This window comes from Roseivivax sp. CAU 1761 (assembly GCF_054482755.1).
The window spans coordinates 35,979-51,470 of record NZ_JBTLRM010000025.1 but is presented as its reverse complement, the minus strand read 5'-3'; the positions used below and the strand labels follow the sequence as shown (position 1 = coordinate 51,470).

16 protein-coding genes, 1 tRNA gene and 1 pseudogene are annotated in these 15,492 nt (G+C 68.1%); 16 read left to right on the top strand and 2 right to left on the bottom strand.

Translation table 11 applies throughout. The features are described 5' to 3' along the window. Positions 1 to 203: 203 nt before the first annotated feature. The 5 genes from ACXYMW_RS14635 to ACXYMW_RS14615 all read left to right on the top strand — a co-directional run bounded on the left by ACXYMW_RS14635 (position 204) and on the right by ACXYMW_RS14615 (position 3,092). Positions 204 to 536 carry a tyrosine-type recombinase/integrase gene (locus ACXYMW_RS14635; RefSeq protein ID WP_459036063.1) on the top strand — a complete coding sequence of 111 codons (333 nt, stop codon included), beginning with the start codon at positions 204 to 206 and terminating at the stop codon, positions 534 to 536. After that, complete coding sequence (locus tag ACXYMW_RS14630) at positions 529 to 843, top strand: tyrosine-type recombinase/integrase (protein WP_459036062.1); 315 nt, start codon at positions 529 to 531, stop codon at positions 841 to 843. The genes ACXYMW_RS14635 and ACXYMW_RS14630 overlap by 8 nt, the downstream gene beginning before the upstream one ends. Positions 844 to 1,234: 391 nt before the next feature. Continuing rightward, entirely contained in the window at positions 1,235 to 1,618 is a 384-nt protein-coding gene (locus ACXYMW_RS14625; protein WP_459036061.1) for a hypothetical protein, read from the top strand. Positions 1,619 to 1,764: 146 nt separating this feature from the next. Continuing rightward, on the top strand, positions 1,765 to 1,950 hold the full coding sequence (locus ACXYMW_RS14620; protein ID WP_459036060.1) for a helix-turn-helix transcriptional regulator: 186 nt from the start codon (positions 1,765 to 1,767) through the stop codon (positions 1,948 to 1,950). 653 nt (positions 1,951 to 2,603) lie between these two features. Next, entirely contained in the window at positions 2,604 to 3,092 is a 489-nt protein-coding gene (locus ACXYMW_RS14615; protein ID WP_459036059.1) for a hypothetical protein, read from the top strand. 1,487 nt (positions 3,093 to 4,579) lie between these two features. On the opposite strand, the gene ACXYMW_RS14610 is transcribed toward ACXYMW_RS14615, so the two are convergent. After that, positions 4,580 to 4,669, bottom strand: a tRNA-Ser gene (locus tag ACXYMW_RS14610). Between the two features lie 325 nt (positions 4,670 to 4,994). Between ACXYMW_RS14610 and ACXYMW_RS14605 the strand changes: the two are divergent. The 7 genes and pseudogenes from ACXYMW_RS14605 (at position 4,995) to ACXYMW_RS14575 (ending at position 11,553) form a co-directional block, all read left to right on the top strand. After that, positions 4,995 to 5,838, top strand: a pseudogene (locus tag ACXYMW_RS14605) (SPOR domain-containing protein). Positions 5,839 to 5,928: 90 nt separating this feature from the next. Next, positions 5,929 to 7,113 carry a D-alanyl-D-alanine carboxypeptidase family protein gene (locus tag ACXYMW_RS14600; protein WP_459036058.1) on the top strand — a complete coding sequence of 395 codons (1,185 nt, stop codon included), beginning with the start codon at positions 5,929 to 5,931 and terminating at the stop codon, positions 7,111 to 7,113. Beyond that, on the top strand, positions 7,110 to 7,748 hold the full coding sequence (gene tmk / locus ACXYMW_RS14595; protein ID WP_459036057.1) for a dTMP kinase: 639 nt from the start codon (positions 7,110 to 7,112) through the stop codon (positions 7,746 to 7,748). Before ACXYMW_RS14600 ends, tmk begins: the two co-directional genes overlap by 4 nt. Further along, on the top strand, positions 7,745 to 8,887 hold the full coding sequence (locus ACXYMW_RS14590; RefSeq protein WP_459036056.1) for a DNA polymerase III subunit delta': 1,143 nt from the start codon (positions 7,745 to 7,747) through the stop codon (positions 8,885 to 8,887). Before tmk ends, ACXYMW_RS14590 begins: the two co-directional genes overlap by 4 nt. Before the next feature lie 131 nt (positions 8,888 to 9,018). Beyond that, positions 9,019 to 9,822, top strand: coding sequence for a TatD family hydrolase (locus tag ACXYMW_RS14585; RefSeq protein ID WP_459036055.1), 804 nt, complete (start codon positions 9,019 to 9,021; stop codon positions 9,820 to 9,822). Continuing rightward, positions 9,819 to 10,619 carry an MBL fold metallo-hydrolase gene (locus ACXYMW_RS14580; RefSeq protein ID WP_459036054.1) on the top strand — a complete coding sequence of 267 codons (801 nt, stop codon included), beginning with the start codon at positions 9,819 to 9,821 and terminating at the stop codon, positions 10,617 to 10,619. The genes ACXYMW_RS14585 and ACXYMW_RS14580 overlap by 4 nt, the downstream gene beginning before the upstream one ends. A 4-nt stretch (positions 10,620 to 10,623) precedes the next feature. Further along, complete coding sequence (locus ACXYMW_RS14575; RefSeq protein WP_459036053.1) at positions 10,624 to 11,553, top strand: AEC family transporter; 930 nt, start codon at positions 10,624 to 10,626, stop codon at positions 11,551 to 11,553. On the opposite strand, the gene pcaQ is transcribed toward ACXYMW_RS14575, so the two are convergent. Beyond that, the gene (gene pcaQ / locus ACXYMW_RS14570; RefSeq protein ID WP_459036052.1) at positions 11,550 to 12,482 is read right to left on the bottom strand and encodes a pca operon transcription factor PcaQ; all 933 of its coding nucleotides are present in this window, start codon (positions 12,480 to 12,482) and stop codon (positions 11,550 to 11,552) included. The genes ACXYMW_RS14575 and pcaQ overlap by 4 nt on opposite strands. 88 nt (positions 12,483 to 12,570) lie before the next feature. Between pcaQ and pobA the strand changes: the two genes are divergently transcribed. From pobA to pcaG, 4 genes are read left to right on the top strand one after another with little or no spacing between them, the layout of a single operon-like run. Continuing rightward, positions 12,571 to 13,740 (top strand): 4-hydroxybenzoate 3-monooxygenase, encoded by a 1,170-nt coding sequence (gene pobA, locus ACXYMW_RS14565; protein WP_459036051.1) that lies wholly within the window; start codon positions 12,571 to 12,573, stop codon positions 13,738 to 13,740. A gap of 20 nt (positions 13,741 to 13,760) precedes the next feature. Continuing rightward, on the top strand, positions 13,761 to 14,141 hold the full coding sequence (gene pcaC / locus ACXYMW_RS14560) for a 4-carboxymuconolactone decarboxylase (protein WP_459036050.1): 381 nt from the start codon (positions 13,761 to 13,763) through the stop codon (positions 14,139 to 14,141). Then, positions 14,138 to 14,869, top strand: coding sequence for a protocatechuate 3,4-dioxygenase subunit beta (pcaH, locus tag ACXYMW_RS14555; RefSeq protein ID WP_459036049.1), 732 nt, complete (start codon positions 14,138 to 14,140; stop codon positions 14,867 to 14,869). Before pcaC ends, pcaH begins: the two co-directional genes overlap by 4 nt. 5 nt (positions 14,870 to 14,874) lie before the next feature. Next, positions 14,875 to 15,489, top strand: coding sequence for a protocatechuate 3,4-dioxygenase subunit alpha (pcaG, locus tag ACXYMW_RS14550; protein ID WP_459036065.1), 615 nt, complete (start codon positions 14,875 to 14,877; stop codon positions 15,487 to 15,489). The last annotated feature ends 3 nt before the right edge of the window (positions 15,490 to 15,492 follow it).

Sequence of the window (15,492 nt, the reverse complement as noted above, 5' to 3'; positions counted from 1 at the left end):
CCTGGCTCAACGACTACAACACCGTCCATCCACATTCCGCGCTGGCAATGCGCTCGCCCGTCGAGTTCAGATCAGCGCTCAACTCCAGCCAGGCTGTCCGGTGAAATGGGGGGCACTCCAGGTGGTCCGGTTTCAGTCTTAGTGCATGACGGTTCTCGGCGCCAAGGTAGATGTCTGGGGCGGGTGTGATCCGCCATCGCGGGATGGCCAGTGAATATGGCGGCAAGACAACCCGGCCGACACCATCGCTTCCGCCCTGCCTCGCCAGCAGAAAAGCCAGGAGCCGCGCAAGTCCGTGCCCTTATGCCGACCTGCCGCGCTTTATGGCGGAACTGGGCACGGCCAGAGCCGGCGACCTGACCAAGCTGGCGCCGGAACTGGTCATCCTCACGGCCTGCCGATCCGGCGAGGTTCGTTTGGCCCGGTGGGAGGAAATCGACCTGGAGCGCGCCGAATGGACCATCCCGGCGGAGCGCATGAAGGCAAAGAAGGCGCACCGCTTTCCGCTATCGGGCTCTGGGGACGCGCATGGGTGATACCAGCGGCCTTGTGTTCCCCGGCACCAAAGCGGGCAAGCCGATCTCTGACATGACGTTGACGAAGCTAGTCAAGGCGATGGGCTATGACGTGCACGTTCACGGCTTCCGCTCGCCGTTCAAGGTCTGGGCGCAAGAGCGGACGAACGTGCCACGCGAGGTAACGGAAGCGGCGCTGGCGCACACCATCGCAAACAAGGCAGAGGCGGCTTATGCCCGGTCCGATCTGTTTGAAAAGCGTAGAGATTTGTCGGTTAACTGGTCAGAAGAAATCAACGACTGTGCGAAATCTTTTAGAAAAGCTTGATGTTCCACCCTATAAATTATGTCCCGTTTTCACAACTCGCTGAATACCCTCACGCAGTCTCAGTGGACTATACAGGGGCGAAAATTTGGAAAGACAGGAAGGAAATCCTTCGCCGGGGTAATGAAAACCTTTTTTAACCTATGTGCGAAGGAAATTCGAATTGTAGCCTCTTGGTGCATTGGTAAAGGCTTAGAATTGTATAAACCTACCATTTGTTCGCCGGCGGGCCAACTTTTTAAAATTTCGGACCCCCTCACTCGTCACATAGATCAAATCGCCGTCCGCGCCTACAGTTGGCCAACACGAGACAATGAGTACTTACGTTCGGTATGGGAAGCAATCGATGTGGATGACCCCACTACCATTCTCTTCAATGGATTCATCTACATAGATGTATTTTCCGGCACAGTATGTGTCAGGAATTGCCCTGAGGAAGGCACGCCGAGAAAAATCTCTTACCCCTTGGTATGAGCACGAGGTGAAAGCCATCAAGAGCTTTGACGGCTGGGCAATATGCTTTCCACAAGAACATTTCCCGGACTCAATGCACTCTTTTCTCGATGACCTTGAGCTCAATGAAGACATATTACATGAATTCACCCACCCATCTCCTGCACACCAAAAGAATGTTGGTCGTCCGTCGAAGCGTCTTGCCGCGCGGAAGGCTTACCGACGCGTTCTCCCGGCTGGCCACGGAGACCTACCTTGGAAAGTCGTTGCGGCTCAACTCTCCGAAATTCTGGGCACTTCGCTGGCGCCACGAACAATTAAATGAGCGCTATCGGAGGACAAAAACACCACAAACGGGTCTTAAACGCGCCAAAATGAGCCTCCGTATTTTGCCGAAATTGACGCCCTTCTGTAACGATGAATGAGAGTGATGTTCTGGCAAGGCTCAACGGAAGCTAAGGAGATGCTGCCTTGCCTGAACGACATTACTGCCGTCCCACCGTCGAAGAATTGACCGGCCTTAGTCGCTCGACGATCTACTCACTTATGGACCGCGGAGACTATCCGCGCCCGATAAAACTCAGTGCCCGCATCGTCGCCTGGCCCGAAAGCCGGATTGACACCTGGGTCGCCCAGCGCGCATCCCGCCAATTGTAAGAAACCCGCAACCCGGATTCCGGGGCGCGGGCTTCGAACACTTCGCGGGCTGAACACCGCGAGGCATATCGCGCTGCATCCCGTCCGGCAAGGACGGAGTATCCATATGACATCCCACGAACGGTTCTATTCGAGCCCTACCCAAACATTCTGGGCTTGTCGCTCCCTGATCGACGGCCGCACCATCAGCCACAAGACGGAGATCCGCAGGTTCGCGGCTGGCGGCTCGCCGCGATCTGTGAACGGCTTCGCCGCCAATACAACTGGCCGATCCTGACCGAATACAGCGGCCCGGAGAACACGGCGTATTACCGGCTGGCACAAGGCTACGACCTTCGCCGACTCCGCTTCCCGCCCTCGGTCTGGTCCCTCGCAGACGAGGTGGCGCGATGACGGCCCGGCAGATCGAACGCCTGCGCCGCCGTCCCGGCCTGAGCCGCCCCGTGGCCCGCCTGGTCGCGTCCCTCGCCTTCGGGGTAACCGGTGACCGGTAGAACCTACCGGCTGGAAGTAGAGGCGCGCGATTGCCGCCTCTACCGCCTCCCTGGCCCGGGCGTGGCGCCCGGGACGCCGCCTTTGATGCTCGGCACCTGCCGCAGCCCCCGGATTGCAACAACGCTTCTGATGGCGCTCGCCGCGCAGGAGGTGAAAGCGTGAGCCGCAAGACCTTAAAGCGCGGCAGCGGCGGCCGGCACGTCCAAACCAGGGAATGGTTTCAGGCGATGGAGGCTTGGGCCACTCTGAAGCCCGACCCGCGGGCGCTCTACATCGAGCTGAAGCGACGGTACAACGGCACGAACAACGGGCGCATAAGGATGGCGGTGCGCGAGGCGGCGGAGCTTCTGAACGTTCACTTTAACACCGTGCGGTCGTACTTCGCGGACCTGATCGACCGCGGTTTGGTGCAAGAAACCCGGCGCGGACATCTCGGCGCCGAAGGCCGCGGCATCGCCACCACCTGGGCGTTGGCCGAACTCCCCGGCGCGGACGGTCCGCGACCAGACCTGTCCTTCAGCACCTGGTCGCCAAAGCGCGATCCCGGCCCGAAATCGGTGCAGGCCTGTCACGATGGTTGTGCACGAACGGCCGATCCGCACCGGCGAGCCCCGCCTGGCAGCACGAAAACTGTGCCATGCTCCTAGACGAGCCTGCCACAACACGGGTGCCATTCTATACATCTAGCCATGGGCCGCAGCATCGGATGGCGTGTGTCGCGGGGCATCACCCAGAAGCGGTACGGGCCGGGACGGCGCAAACGGTCTAATGGTGCGCACTGCCCCAAATCGCGCCCTCATGGCATGGGCGACCAACCGAGCGAGCGCCTTGATGTGTACGGTCTCCCACCGCCGAGTTCCGAGATGGGCGTGGCATCGCGCCCGTTGCCGACCAAGGGTGGTCGCCAGAACTTAGACGAGTTCGCCAAAATGGTCGACGGTTCGTTTGCGTGTGAAACCTGCCTGGCGGATGTATTGCATCGGCCAGGCAGGCGAGGGATGGCATAAAACCTAGGGTGAAAAGCCTTCTGGGTAGAATGCTCCAGGGTGTCGCAACCCCTAGCTCCAGTGCATCGGGCTACTAGGTCCGCGGCCAAATGACCTGACCGCATATCGCTGATTCTTGTTATCCGCTCTTACCGAAACGCGACGGCAGATGCCGATTCTGGGTTTCGGGGAACCGCGGCCTGCACTGTCCGGCGAGCCGTGAAGCATGACGCACCCCTTTTGCGACACACTGTGAACGCCGCGCCTACGCAAAGCCGCCCAGCCGCGGGCTATATGTTATGAAATGTTGCCAGCCATCTTATCGGCAGCGATCTGGAACATGCGGTCCTGTAGCTCGGGGGACGGGAGGGAGCGCGCGAGCGCCCGTTGCGTCTCGCCAGGCGAGCTCGTGGCAACGCCACGCCAGAAGACATCACAAGAAAAAGGAGCAACCCCCTCACGGGCGACGCCAAACCACTCCGGGCAGTCAAAAGCCATGGCCGAGAACCCTCAGTACCTCGTTTCGATGTTAACCAGTTTGCAAGATCTGCCAGCACCGAGGAATCGGGTGAATCCCGTGCGCTCTGTTCATCCATCAGTCATAGCCGGCCGAACCGGGCGTATCGTTATCAGTTCCGAAACGGCTCGCTCTGCTTCGCCGCGAATTCGCCACAAATGGCGCGACGCGTTGCGACGAGCTCGTGAGGTGACGATGTCACGAGGTGAGGCGTCACAGATTGACCTGCGCGTTAACACATTCAGCGCACAGTTCGCGCACAGAACGCTGCTCAGCGATGTCGCGGGTTTCCTGTCCGCGACGCATCGTGTATCCTCAATCGTCCTACTGGGCCGCCCTCGGGCGGCTCACTTTTTGCTTACGATCAAGCGACGTCGGTTGGACATGACGCTAGGGGGGGCCAAACCTAAGCTGAACCGCACAGGTACCGGTGGTCTACGACAATAAAGCGCAGTCACATTTCAGACCTTCCGGGCGAGAGGTAACAAGCGCCACCGTGACCTTCTCACGCAACTCGGGGCGCTCAACCCTATCAGAGCCGAAGCGCGCGAATGTTGGCGGGTAAAATGGGGGACGCAGGGGCAGCTCAGTCCAGAAATGTATTATTTTTTATGGGTTTAACCAAAAACATTGGCGGAGGCTGTGGGATTCGAACCCACGGACCCCGTGAAGGGTCAACGGTTTTCAAGACCGCCGCATTCGACCGCTCTGCCAAGCCTCCGACAGCGCCGTGCCTAGCTTCCGCGCCACGATTCTGGAAGCCGCGGCGGAGAAAAACCGCCGGCTCCGCGGCGGAGACTTTTCTTGTCCCGCGCGAGCCGGTAGGCTGCGGCCTGCCAGCGCCGCGGGGGTTCGGCAGCCGCGGGACCAGCGCCGGGAGGCGCGCCCCGGCGGGACCTGCGCGGGGGCCGATCCGGGGCACGGGCGCGCGGCGTGGCGGGACAAGAACCGGCGGAGCCGGCGGCCCGGGGCTGAAGCAGGGCAAGAACGAGGGACAGGCACTCCATGAGCACAGGATTTGCAATCTCGGGGCGGGCCGCCGCCGCATCCCGGGCCGCGCCGGCGCGGCGCTGACCGGGCTGGCGGCGCTGGCGCTTCTCGCGGGCTGCGAGGGCGGGCCGTCCTCGCGTCCCGGCAAGGGCGAGGCGGCGACCCGCGGCGCGGCCGGCGCCACGGTCACCGCGGAGCGCGACGTCGAGGCCCCGGAGGTCTTCCAGGCCGTCGAGAGCGGGCTCTGGGACGGCCGGCCGTCGCTGGGCGGCGTCTGGGTCGCGCATCCCTCGGTCCAGGAGCCCGAGCGGGTGATCATCCGCAACGAGACCAACGGCCAGTTCGTCATCGGCGCGCTGTTCCGCCGCGAGATCGAGAATCCCGGGCCGCGGCTGCAGGTCTCCTCGGATGCCGCGGCGGCGCTGCAGATGCTGGCGGGCCAGCCGGCGATGCTCAACGTCGTCGCGCTGCGCCGCGAGGAGGGTCCGGCCCCCGCCGCCCCGAGCGGCGATCCGGCGGTCCTGGCGGGCGCGGCCGAGCCCGCCGAGGCGGAGGCGCCCGGCGGCCTCGCCGTCCGCGGCACCGGCGCCCGCCGAGACCGTCGCGGCCGCCCCGGCGCCCGCCCCGGCCGCGGCCGCGCCGGCGGCCTCGGGGCTCGGCTCGCCGCTGGCCAAGCCCTATGTCCAGATCGGCATCTTCAGCGTCGAGCAGAACGCCGAGAACACCGCCACGGCGATGCGCCAGGCCGGCATGGTGCCGACGATCAAGAGGCAGGAATCCTCGGGCAAGACGTTCTGGCGCGTGGTGGTGGGCCCGGCCCAGACCGACGCCGAGATCGCCACCCTGCTGGAGAAGATCAAGGCCAAGGGCTTCACCGATGCCTATGCGGTGGGCAGCTGACGCCCGCGACCGCGAAACCGTGACTGGGCAGGCTGACCCGGGCGCTGTAGCCTTCCCGACCGACCCCGTCCGAGACCCGAGGAGTTGCCGATGAACCCCGTCCTGCGCGCCCCCCTGGCGGCCCTGTTCGCCCTCGTCGCCGCAATGGCGCTCGCCGCGGGCCCGGCGCTGGCCTTCGACACCAGCGCCCGGGCCGCCTTCGTGCTCGACCAGAAGACCGGCACGGTGCTGCTGGCCAAGAATGCCGACGAGGCGCTGCCGCCGGCCTCGATGTCGAAGCTGATGACCCTCTACATGGCCTTCGAGGCGGTCAAGGAGGGCCGGCTCGACCTCGAGGAGCGCCTGCCGGTGAGCCAGCACGCCATGTCCTACGGCGGCTCGACGATGTTTCTCGACACCACCGACCGGGTGAAGGTCGAGGACCTGCTGCGCGGCATCGTCGTGCTCTCGGGCAACGATGCCTGCGCGGTGATCGCCGAGGCGCTGAGCCCGGACGGCACCGAGCGCGGCTTCGCCGAGCTGATGACGCGGCGCGGCCAGCAGATGGGCATGACCAATTCGGTGTTCAAGAATTCCAACGGCTGGCCGGCCGAGGGCCACGTCATGTCGATGCGCGACCTGGCGCTTCTGGCCTCCAAGCTGATCGAGGACTTCCCCGACTTCTACCCGATGTTCGCCGAGCAGCGCTTCGAGTTCGACGGCCGGGCGCCGCAGAACGTGCGCAACCGCAACCCGCTGCTGGGGCTCGGGATCGGCGCCGACGGGCTCAAGACCGGCCACACCCAGGCTGCGGGCTACGGCCTCGTGGGCTCGGCCCAGCAGGGTGACCGGCGGGTGATCTTCGCGATCACCGGGCTGGCCAGCGAACGCGCCCGGGCCGAGGAGAGCGAGGCCATCGTCAACTGGGCGTTCCGGCAATTCGCCGAGAAGACCATCGCCAAGGGCGGCGCGCGGATCGCCGAGGCCGAGGTCTGGATGGGCGCGCAGGACCGCGTCGGGCTGGTCTCGGACAAGGATGTCGACCTGCTGGTGCCGGTGCTGACCGGCGCGCCGCTCGAGGCCGAGGTGGTCTATACCGGCCCGCTGCAGGCGCCGATCGCCAAGGGCCAGAAGCTGGCCGACCTGCTGGTCCGGCCCGAGGGCCTGCCCGAGCACCGGGTGCCGCTGGTGGCCGAACATGCCGTGCCCGGCGCCGGCTTCGTGACGCGGGTGATGACCGCCGCCGGGGTCCTGCTGAAGCGGATGGTGCCGGTCTCGCAGGACGTCATGGGATGACCCGGGACGGGCGCGGCCTCTTCATCAGCTTCGAGGGCATCGACGGCTCCGGCAAGTCGACCCAGGCGCGACGCTTGGCCGAGAGCCTGCGCGCCGCGGGCCGCGACGTGGTGCTCACGCGCGAGCCCGGCGGCAGCCCCGGAGCCGAGGAGATCCGCGCCCTGCTGCTGACCGGCGATCCCGAGCGCTGGTCGGCCGAGACCGAGCTCTTGCTCTTCACCGCGGCGCGGCGCGACCATGTCGAGCGCACCATCCGCCCGGCGCTCGCGGCCGGCCGGGTGGTGATTTGCGACCGCTTCGCCGATTCCACCCGCGCCTACCAGGGCGCCACCCGGGGCGACCTGCGCGCCCGCGTCGATGCGCTCCACGCGCTGATGATCGGGCTCGAGCCCGACCTCACCTTCGTCATCGACATGGATCCGGCCCGGGCGCTGGGCCGCGCCGAGGCGCGCGCCGGGGGCGAGGCGCGCTTCGAATCCTTCGGGCTGGAGATGCAGCAGGTGCTGCGCCGCGCCTTTCTCGACATGGCGGCCTCGGCGCCGCGCTTCCAGGTGGTCGACGGCGACCGCCCCGCCGACGCGGTGGCCGCCGATCTGGCCGAACGCGCGGCCGCGGCCCTGCGGGTGACCGCGTGAGCGAGCCCGCCGCCCTGCCCGAACCCGACCGGCTGGAAGGCGCGCCGCATCCCCGCGACACCGCCGCGCTGCTGGGACAGGAGGCGGCCGAGCGGGCCTTCCTGGACGCCTTCGCCGCGGGCCGGCTGCACCATGGCTGGCTGATCACCGGGCCGCGCGGCGTCGGCAAGGCGACGCTGGCCTGGCGCATCGCGCGCTTCCTGCTGGCCCATCCCGACCCCGAGGCGGCGGACGGGCTGTTCGGCGCGCCGCCGGTGCCGGACCGGCTGGAGATCGCGCCCGACCATCCGGTGGCGCGCCGGGTGGCGGCGCTGTCGGAGCCCGGGCTCACCCTGCTGCGCCGCGGCCCGACCGAGAAGGGCGACCGGCTGGCCACCGAAATCCTGGTGCGCGAGGTGCGCAATCTGAAGCGGCGGCTGGCACTCTCGGCGGCCGATGGCGGGCGCCGGGTGGTCATCGTCGACGCCGCCGACGAGATGAACGTGCAGGCGGCCAACGCGCTCCTGAAGCTGCTCGAGGAGCCGCCGGCGCGCTGCGTGCTGCTGCTGGTCTGCCACCAGCCGGCGCGGCTCCTGCCGACCATCCGCTCGCGCTGCCGCGAACTGCGCCTGCGCCCGCTCGCCGCGTCCGACATGGCCGCCGCGCTGGCCCAGGCCGGCGCCGAGATCCCCGAGGCCGAAGCGGCTGCGCTGGCCGAGCTCTCGGCCGGATCGGTGGGGGCGGCCTGGCGGCTCCTGGCGCTCGACGGGCTGGCGCTCTACGACGAGATCCTCGAATTCTTCGCCGCCCTGCCCGACCTCGACCGCACCCGGGCGCTGGCGCTCGCCGACCGCGTCGCGCTGCGCGGCCGCGAGGCCGAGCGCGACCTGCTGGTGGAACTGGTCGACCTGGCGCTCACCCGGCTGGCCCGGACCGGCGCGCTGGGGCAGCCGCCGGAGCGCCCGGCGCGCCCGGGCGAGCCGGCGATCCTCGCCCGCCTGGCGCCCGGCCCGGCGGCGGGCCGGGCCTGGGCCGAGACCGCGCAGGCGGCCGGCGAAAAGGTGCGCCGCGGGCTCGCCGTCAATGTCGATGCCGCGGCGCTGCTCTTCGACATGCTGCAGACCCTGCGCGACACCGCGGCCCGCGTCCGCGCCGCCTGAGCCGTCCCGCAGCCCCCGGCCCCAGCCCCGGCCCCTGACCGCGCTCCTGCCGCGCGCGCAAGCCCGGGCCCGCCTTGAATCTCCCCCATCGATCCTAGATACCGGCCCCGACCCCGGAGGATCAGGACGCCATGAAGCCCGCGCCCATAACCGACAGTCACTGCCATCTCGACTTCCCGGATTTCGACGAGAACCGCGCCGAGGTCATCGCCCGGGCGGTGGAGGGCGGCGTGCACCGCATGGTGACGATCTGCACCCGGCTCAGGAACGAGCCCGCGGTGCGCGCCATCGCCGAGGCGCATGACCCGGTCTTCTACGCCGCCGGAACCCACCCGATGAGCGCCGCCGAGGAGCCGCTGGCCGGCGTCGAGGAGCTTGTCGCGCTGACCCGGCACCCGAAATTCGTGGCCATCGGCGAGACCGGGCTCGACTACCACTACACCTCGGACAGCGCCGAAATTCAGCAGCGCTCGCTGGCCATCCACATCGAGGCGGCGCAGGAGACCGGCCTGCCGCTGATCATCCATGCCCGCGCCGCCGACGCGGACATGGCGCGCATCCTCACCGAGGCCTGGCGCCGCAAACCCTATGCCTGCGTCATGCACTGCTTCTCCTCCGGCGCCGAGCTGGCGCGCGCGGCGCTCGACTGCGGCTTCTACCTGTCGATGTCGGGCATCGCCGCCTTCCCGAAGAGCCGCGAGCTGCGCGACATCTTCGCCGCCGCGCCGCTGGAGCGCATCCTGGTCGAGACCGACAGCCCCTACCTCGCGCCGCCGCCCTATCGCGGCAAGCGCAACGAGCCGGGCTACACCGTCCACACCGCCAAGGTGGGCGCGGAACTCTTCGGCCTCTCCTACGAGGCCTTCGCCGCCGCCACCGAGGCCAATTTCGAGCGGCTCTTCGCCAAGGCCGCGTCCTGGGACGCCGCTGCATGACCGGCGAGCTGCGCGCCACCATCCTCGGCTGCGGCTCCTCGGGCGGGGTGCCGCGGCTGGGCGGGCATTGGGGGGCCTGCGACCCCGCCGATCCGCGCAATGCCCGGCGGCGCTGCTCGCTGCTGGTCGAGCGCGAGACCGTGGACGGCATCACCCGGGTGCTCATCGACACCTCGCCCGACCTGCGCGCCCAGCTCCTCGATGCCGGCATCGGCGAGCTCGACGCGGTGCTCTACACCCATTCCCATGCCGATCACGTGCACGGCATCGACGATCTGCGGATGATCGTCTTCAACATGCGCCGGCGCCTGCCGGTCTGGGCCGACGGCCCGACCCAGGAGGCGCTCTACGCGCGCTTCGGCTATGCCTTCATGCAGCCCGCCGACAGCCCCTATCCGCCGATCCTCGACATGCACACGATCGCCGGGCCGGTCACCGTCGAGGGCGCCGGCGGTGCGGTGACCTTCGAGCCTTTCGCGGTGCATCATGGCAGCATCGATGCGCTGGGCTTCCGCGTCGGCGGCCTCGCCTACCTGCCCGACGTGGCGCAGATCCCCGATGCGGCCTGGCCCAAGCTCGACGATCTCGACATCTGGATCCTCGACGCGCTGCGCCGCGATCCGCACCCCACGCATTCGCATCTGGCGCAGTCGCTCGACTGGATCGCCCGTGCCCGCCCGCGCCGCGCGGTGCTGACCAACATGCATATCGACCTCGATTACGCGACCCTGCAGGCCGAGACCCCGGATCATGTCACGCCGGCGCACGACGGCATGGTCCTGCGCCTTCCGACCTGAACGGATGCAGTCGCTTCTCGAGGTCATCCTGCCGGTCTTTTTGGTGATCGGCGCCGGCTACGCCGTGGTCTGGCGCGGCATTTTCGCGGATTCGGCGGTGGACGGGCTGATGGCCTTCACCCAGAACATCGCCATTCCCTGCCTGCTGTTCCGCGCCATCTGGACGCTCGATCTCGGCGCCAGCTTCCGCTGGGAGCTGCTGGTCTCCTTCTATGCCGGCTCGGCCGCCGGCTTCGCGCTCGGCTCCGGCGTGGCGCGCTACGTCTTCGGGCGCGAGTGGGAGGACAGCGTGGCCATCGGCTTCTGCTGCCTGTTCGCCAATTCGCTGCTGCTCGGCCTGCCGATCACCGAGCGCGCCTACGGCGCCGGGTCGCTGGAGGCCAACTACGCCATCATCGCCATGCATTCGCCGTTCTGCTACGCCCTCGGCATCACCGCGATGGAGATCGCGCGCGCCCGCGGCACCTCGCCCCGCGCCCTGCCGGGGCGGGTCTTGAAGATGATGCTGCACAACGCGCTGGTGATCGGCATCCTGCTCGGCGCCGCCTTCAACCTGCTCGGCCTGGGCCTGCCCCGCCCGGTGACCGAGGCGCTCGACATGATCATCCGCGCGGCGCTGCCCGCGGCGCTGTTCGGGCTCGGCGGCGTGCTCTACCGCTACCGCCCGGACGGCGATTTCCGCATCATCGGCTTCGTCTGCGCGGTGACGCTGCTGCTGCATCCGGCGATCACCTGGGGGCTCGGCCGGACCTTCGGCCTGACCGTGGCGGAGTTCCGGTCCGCGGTGGTCACCGCGGCCATGGCGCCCGGCGTCAACGCCTATGTCTTCGCCAACATGTATGGCCGGGCCAAGCGCGTCGCCGCCTCCTCGGTGCTGCTCGCCACCGGGCTCTCGGTGCTCACCACCTGGGTCTGGCTGGCGCTTCTGCCCTAGCCCGGGTGCGGCACAATCCCGGCCCGCGGCAGCGCCCGGTCGAGCGCCGCGCGCAGCATCTGCCATTCCGGGCCGGTGCCGCTGCCCTCGCGCACCGTGAGGCCGACCGGGCCCAACGTCATCTCGGTGGCGAAGGGCAGCCGGGTCAGCATGCCCGCCGCCACCTCGGCCGCCACCACGCCCTCGGAGATGACCCAGACGGCATCCGCGCGCTGCGTCTCCGCGCGCCCGAAGGCGCCCGAAACCGTCTCGATCCGGCGCGGCAGCTCGGCGATGCCGTGGGCCAGGCAGAAGCGGTCGACGAGGCCGCGGATCGCCGCCCCCTTGGGCGGATAGATCACCGGCCAGTCGGCGATCCGGCGCGGGTCGGTCTCGCCCGCCAGCGGGTGGCCGGGGCGCACGATGAAGGCCACCCTCTCGTCGTAGAGCTGGGTGAAGCTCAGCCCGGTCATGCTGTCGGTGCCGCCCATCCGCCCGATCACCAGATCCAGCGTGCCGCGCCGCAGCAGGTCGATCAGGTAGTCGTGCGGCCCGTCGATCAGCTCCAGCACGGTGCGCGGCGAGATCTCGGCATAGGCCTCGAAGAGATGCGGCAAGAGCCGCGCCGCCACCGAGGGCAGCGCCCCCACCGCGAAGCGGCGCCGACCGCCCTGCCGCGCCATCTCGCCGACCTCGCCGACGCCCTGAGCCAGGGCTGCGAGGCCGGTCTCGGCGAAGCGCCGGAGCACCTCGCCCTGCGGCGTCGGCCGAACCCCGGCGCGCGAGCGGTGAAACAGCCGCGCGCCGAGAATCTCCTCGAGCTCCTTCAGCGTCTTCGAAACCGCCGGCTGGGTCAGCGCGAGGGTCTCGCCGGCGCGCTTCAGGCTGCCGGTCCGGGCGATCTCGACGAAGGTCTGGAGATGGCGCACCTTGATGCGGCGATCGAGCATTGCTTTCCTTTTATGGCAAGTATCGGCGCCCAGAACTCATTTTACTTTTCGATCGGGGAAAGGCAAATCGGAACCAAGGAGGACCGACATGCGGACACAAGTGGCGATCATCGGCGGCGGCCCGGCGGGGCTCCTGCTTGGACAATTGCTGACCCGGCGCGGCATCGACAACGTCGTGCTCGAGCGCCGCACCAAGGAGTACGTGCTCGGCCGCATCCGCGCCGGGATCCTGGAGGCGGGGCTGGTGGGGCTTCTCGAGGAGGCCGGGGTGGCCGACCGGTTGCACCGCGAGGGCTTCGTCCATGACGGCACCCACATCGCCTATGGCAACGACGAGTTCTCGATCAACTTCAAGGAATTGACCGGCAAGACCGTGACCGTCTACGGGCAGACCGAGGTGACGCGCGATCTCTACGCCGCGCGCGAGAGCGCCGCCGCGACGACGCTGTTCGAGGTCGATCACGTGCGCATCGAGGGCGCCGACAGCGATGCCCCCGCGGTGGTCTTCGAGCAGGACGGACAGGAGAAGCGGCTCGCCTGCGACTTTATCGCCGGCTGCGACGGCTTTCACGGCGTCAGCCGGCAGGCGATCCCGCTGTCGGTGCGGCGCGAATACGAAAAGGTCTATCCCTTCGGCTGGCTCGGCATCCTGTCGGAAACGCCGCCGGTCGATGACGAACTGATCTATTCCGGCTCTGAGCGCGGCTTCGCGCTCTGCTCGATGCGCAACGCCAACCTGTCGCGCTACTACATCCAGTGCTCGCTTTCGGACCACGTGGAAGACTGGAGCGACGCCAATTTCTGGGAGGAGCTGAAGCGCCGCATCCCCGAACGCGCCGCCGACAAGCTGGTCACCGGGCCGTCGATCGAGAAGAGCATCGCGCCGCTGCGCTCCTTCGTCTGCGAGCCGATGCGCTGGGGCCGGCTGTTCCTCTGCGGCGACGCCGCCCATATCGTGCCGCCGACCGGCGCCAAGGGACTGAACACCGCCGCCTCGGACGTCCAGTACCTCTACAACGCGCTGCGCCACCATTACGAGGACGGCGACGACAAGAGCCTGGAGCGCTATTCCGAGCAGGCGCTGGCCCGGGTCTGGAAGGCCGAGCGCTTCTCCTGGTCGACCACCAACCTGCTGCACCGCTACCCGCACCAATCGCCCTTCGACCTGAAGATGCAGCAGGCCGACGTGGCCTTCCTGCGCTCCAACCGCGCCGCGCAGCAGGCCTTTGCCGAAAACTACGTGGGCTTGCCCTACTGATCCGCCCGAGGAGACCCGAGATGACCGACCGCTACGCCACCGGCATGCAGGTGCGCCGCAAGGTTCTGGGCGACGCCCATGTCGACCGCGCCGAGGCCGCCAGGACACCGTTCGACACGCCGTTCCAGGAGATGATCACCGAGACCGCCTGGGGCAATGTCTGGGCCTCCGACCGGATCAGCCTGCGCGAACGCTCGATGCTGACCCTGGCGCTGCTTGCCGCCACCGGCAATTTCGAGGAGATCCCGATGCATATCCGCGCCACCGCGAATACCGGGGCGAGCCGCGAGGACGTGCTCGAGGCGTTCCAGCACGTCGCCATCTATGCCGGGGTGCCGCGTGCCAACCACGCGCTGAAGCTCGCCAAGCAGACCTACGCGGAAATGGGAGACACGCCATGACCCGGCCCGAGGGCAGCTATTTCGCCCGCGACCTGAACCGCCACCCGCCGGCCCTGACGCCGGGCTACAAGACCTCGGTCAAGCGCAGCCCGCAGGCCGCCAAGATCGCCATGCCGACGACGCTGTCGGAAGAGACCGGGCCGGTCTTCGGCCACGATATCCTGGGCGAGCTGGATCACGACATGATCCACAACTTCGCCGCCCCGGGCGAGTCGGCCATCGGGCCGCGCATCGTGGTCTACGGCCGGGTTCAGGACGAGACCGGCCGCCCGGTCCCGGGCGCGCTGATCGAGGCCTGGCAGGCCAATGCCGGCGGCCGCTACCGCCACAAGAAGGAGGGCTATCTTGCCCCCCTCGACCCGAATTTCGGCGGCTGCGGGCGCTGCATCACCGACGAGAACGGCTTCTACGAGTTCCGCACCATCCAGCCCGGCCCCTATCCCTGGCCGAACGGGCCGAACGACTGGCGCCCGGCGCATATCCACCTGTCGATCTTCGGCCCGGCCTTCGCGCAGCGCCTGATCACCCAGCTCTATTTCGAGGGCGACCCGATGATCTGGCTCTGCCCGATCGTCGGCACCATCGACAGCCGCGAGGCGATCGAGAGCCTCGTGGCCCGGCTCGACATGACCGCGACGGTGCCGATGGATGCCCGCGCCTACCGCTTCGACATGGTGCTGCGCGGCCGGCGCCAGACCTTCTTCGAGACCCGCAAGGAGGGCATGTGATGCCGATGACCCGCCTCGACTACCTCGCCGAGACCCCGTCGCAGACCGCGGGCCCTTATGTCCATATCGGCCTGACCCCGAATTTCGCCGAGATCGGAGGGGTTTACCCGGAGGATCTCGGGCGGAGCATGAAGACCGGCCCGGTCCAGGGCGCGGAGATCACCCTGCGCGGCGCGGTCTATGACGGCTTCGGCAAGCCCCTGACCGACGCCATCGTGGAGATCTGGCAGCCCGACGCGGCGGGGCTCTTCAACTCGCCCGCCGAGACCCGCGGCGCGGCCGATCCGAACTTCACCGGCTGGGGCCGCACCCCGGGCGACGCCGAGACCGGCGAGTTCACCTTCGAGACCGTGAAGCCGGGCCGGGTGCCGTTCCGCGACGGCCGCCTGCAGGCGCCGCACGTGACCTTCTGGATCGTCGCCCGCGGCATCAATCTCGGCCTGCAGACCCGGATGTACTTCGCCGACGAGGACGCGGCCAATGCCGAGGATCCGGTGCTGGCCCGGATCGAGCACCGCAGCCGCATCGCCACGCTGCTCGCCCAGCCCGAGGGCGCCGGCGCCTACCGCTTCGACATCCGGCTGCAAGGGCCGGACGAAACCATCTTCTTCGACATCTGAGGC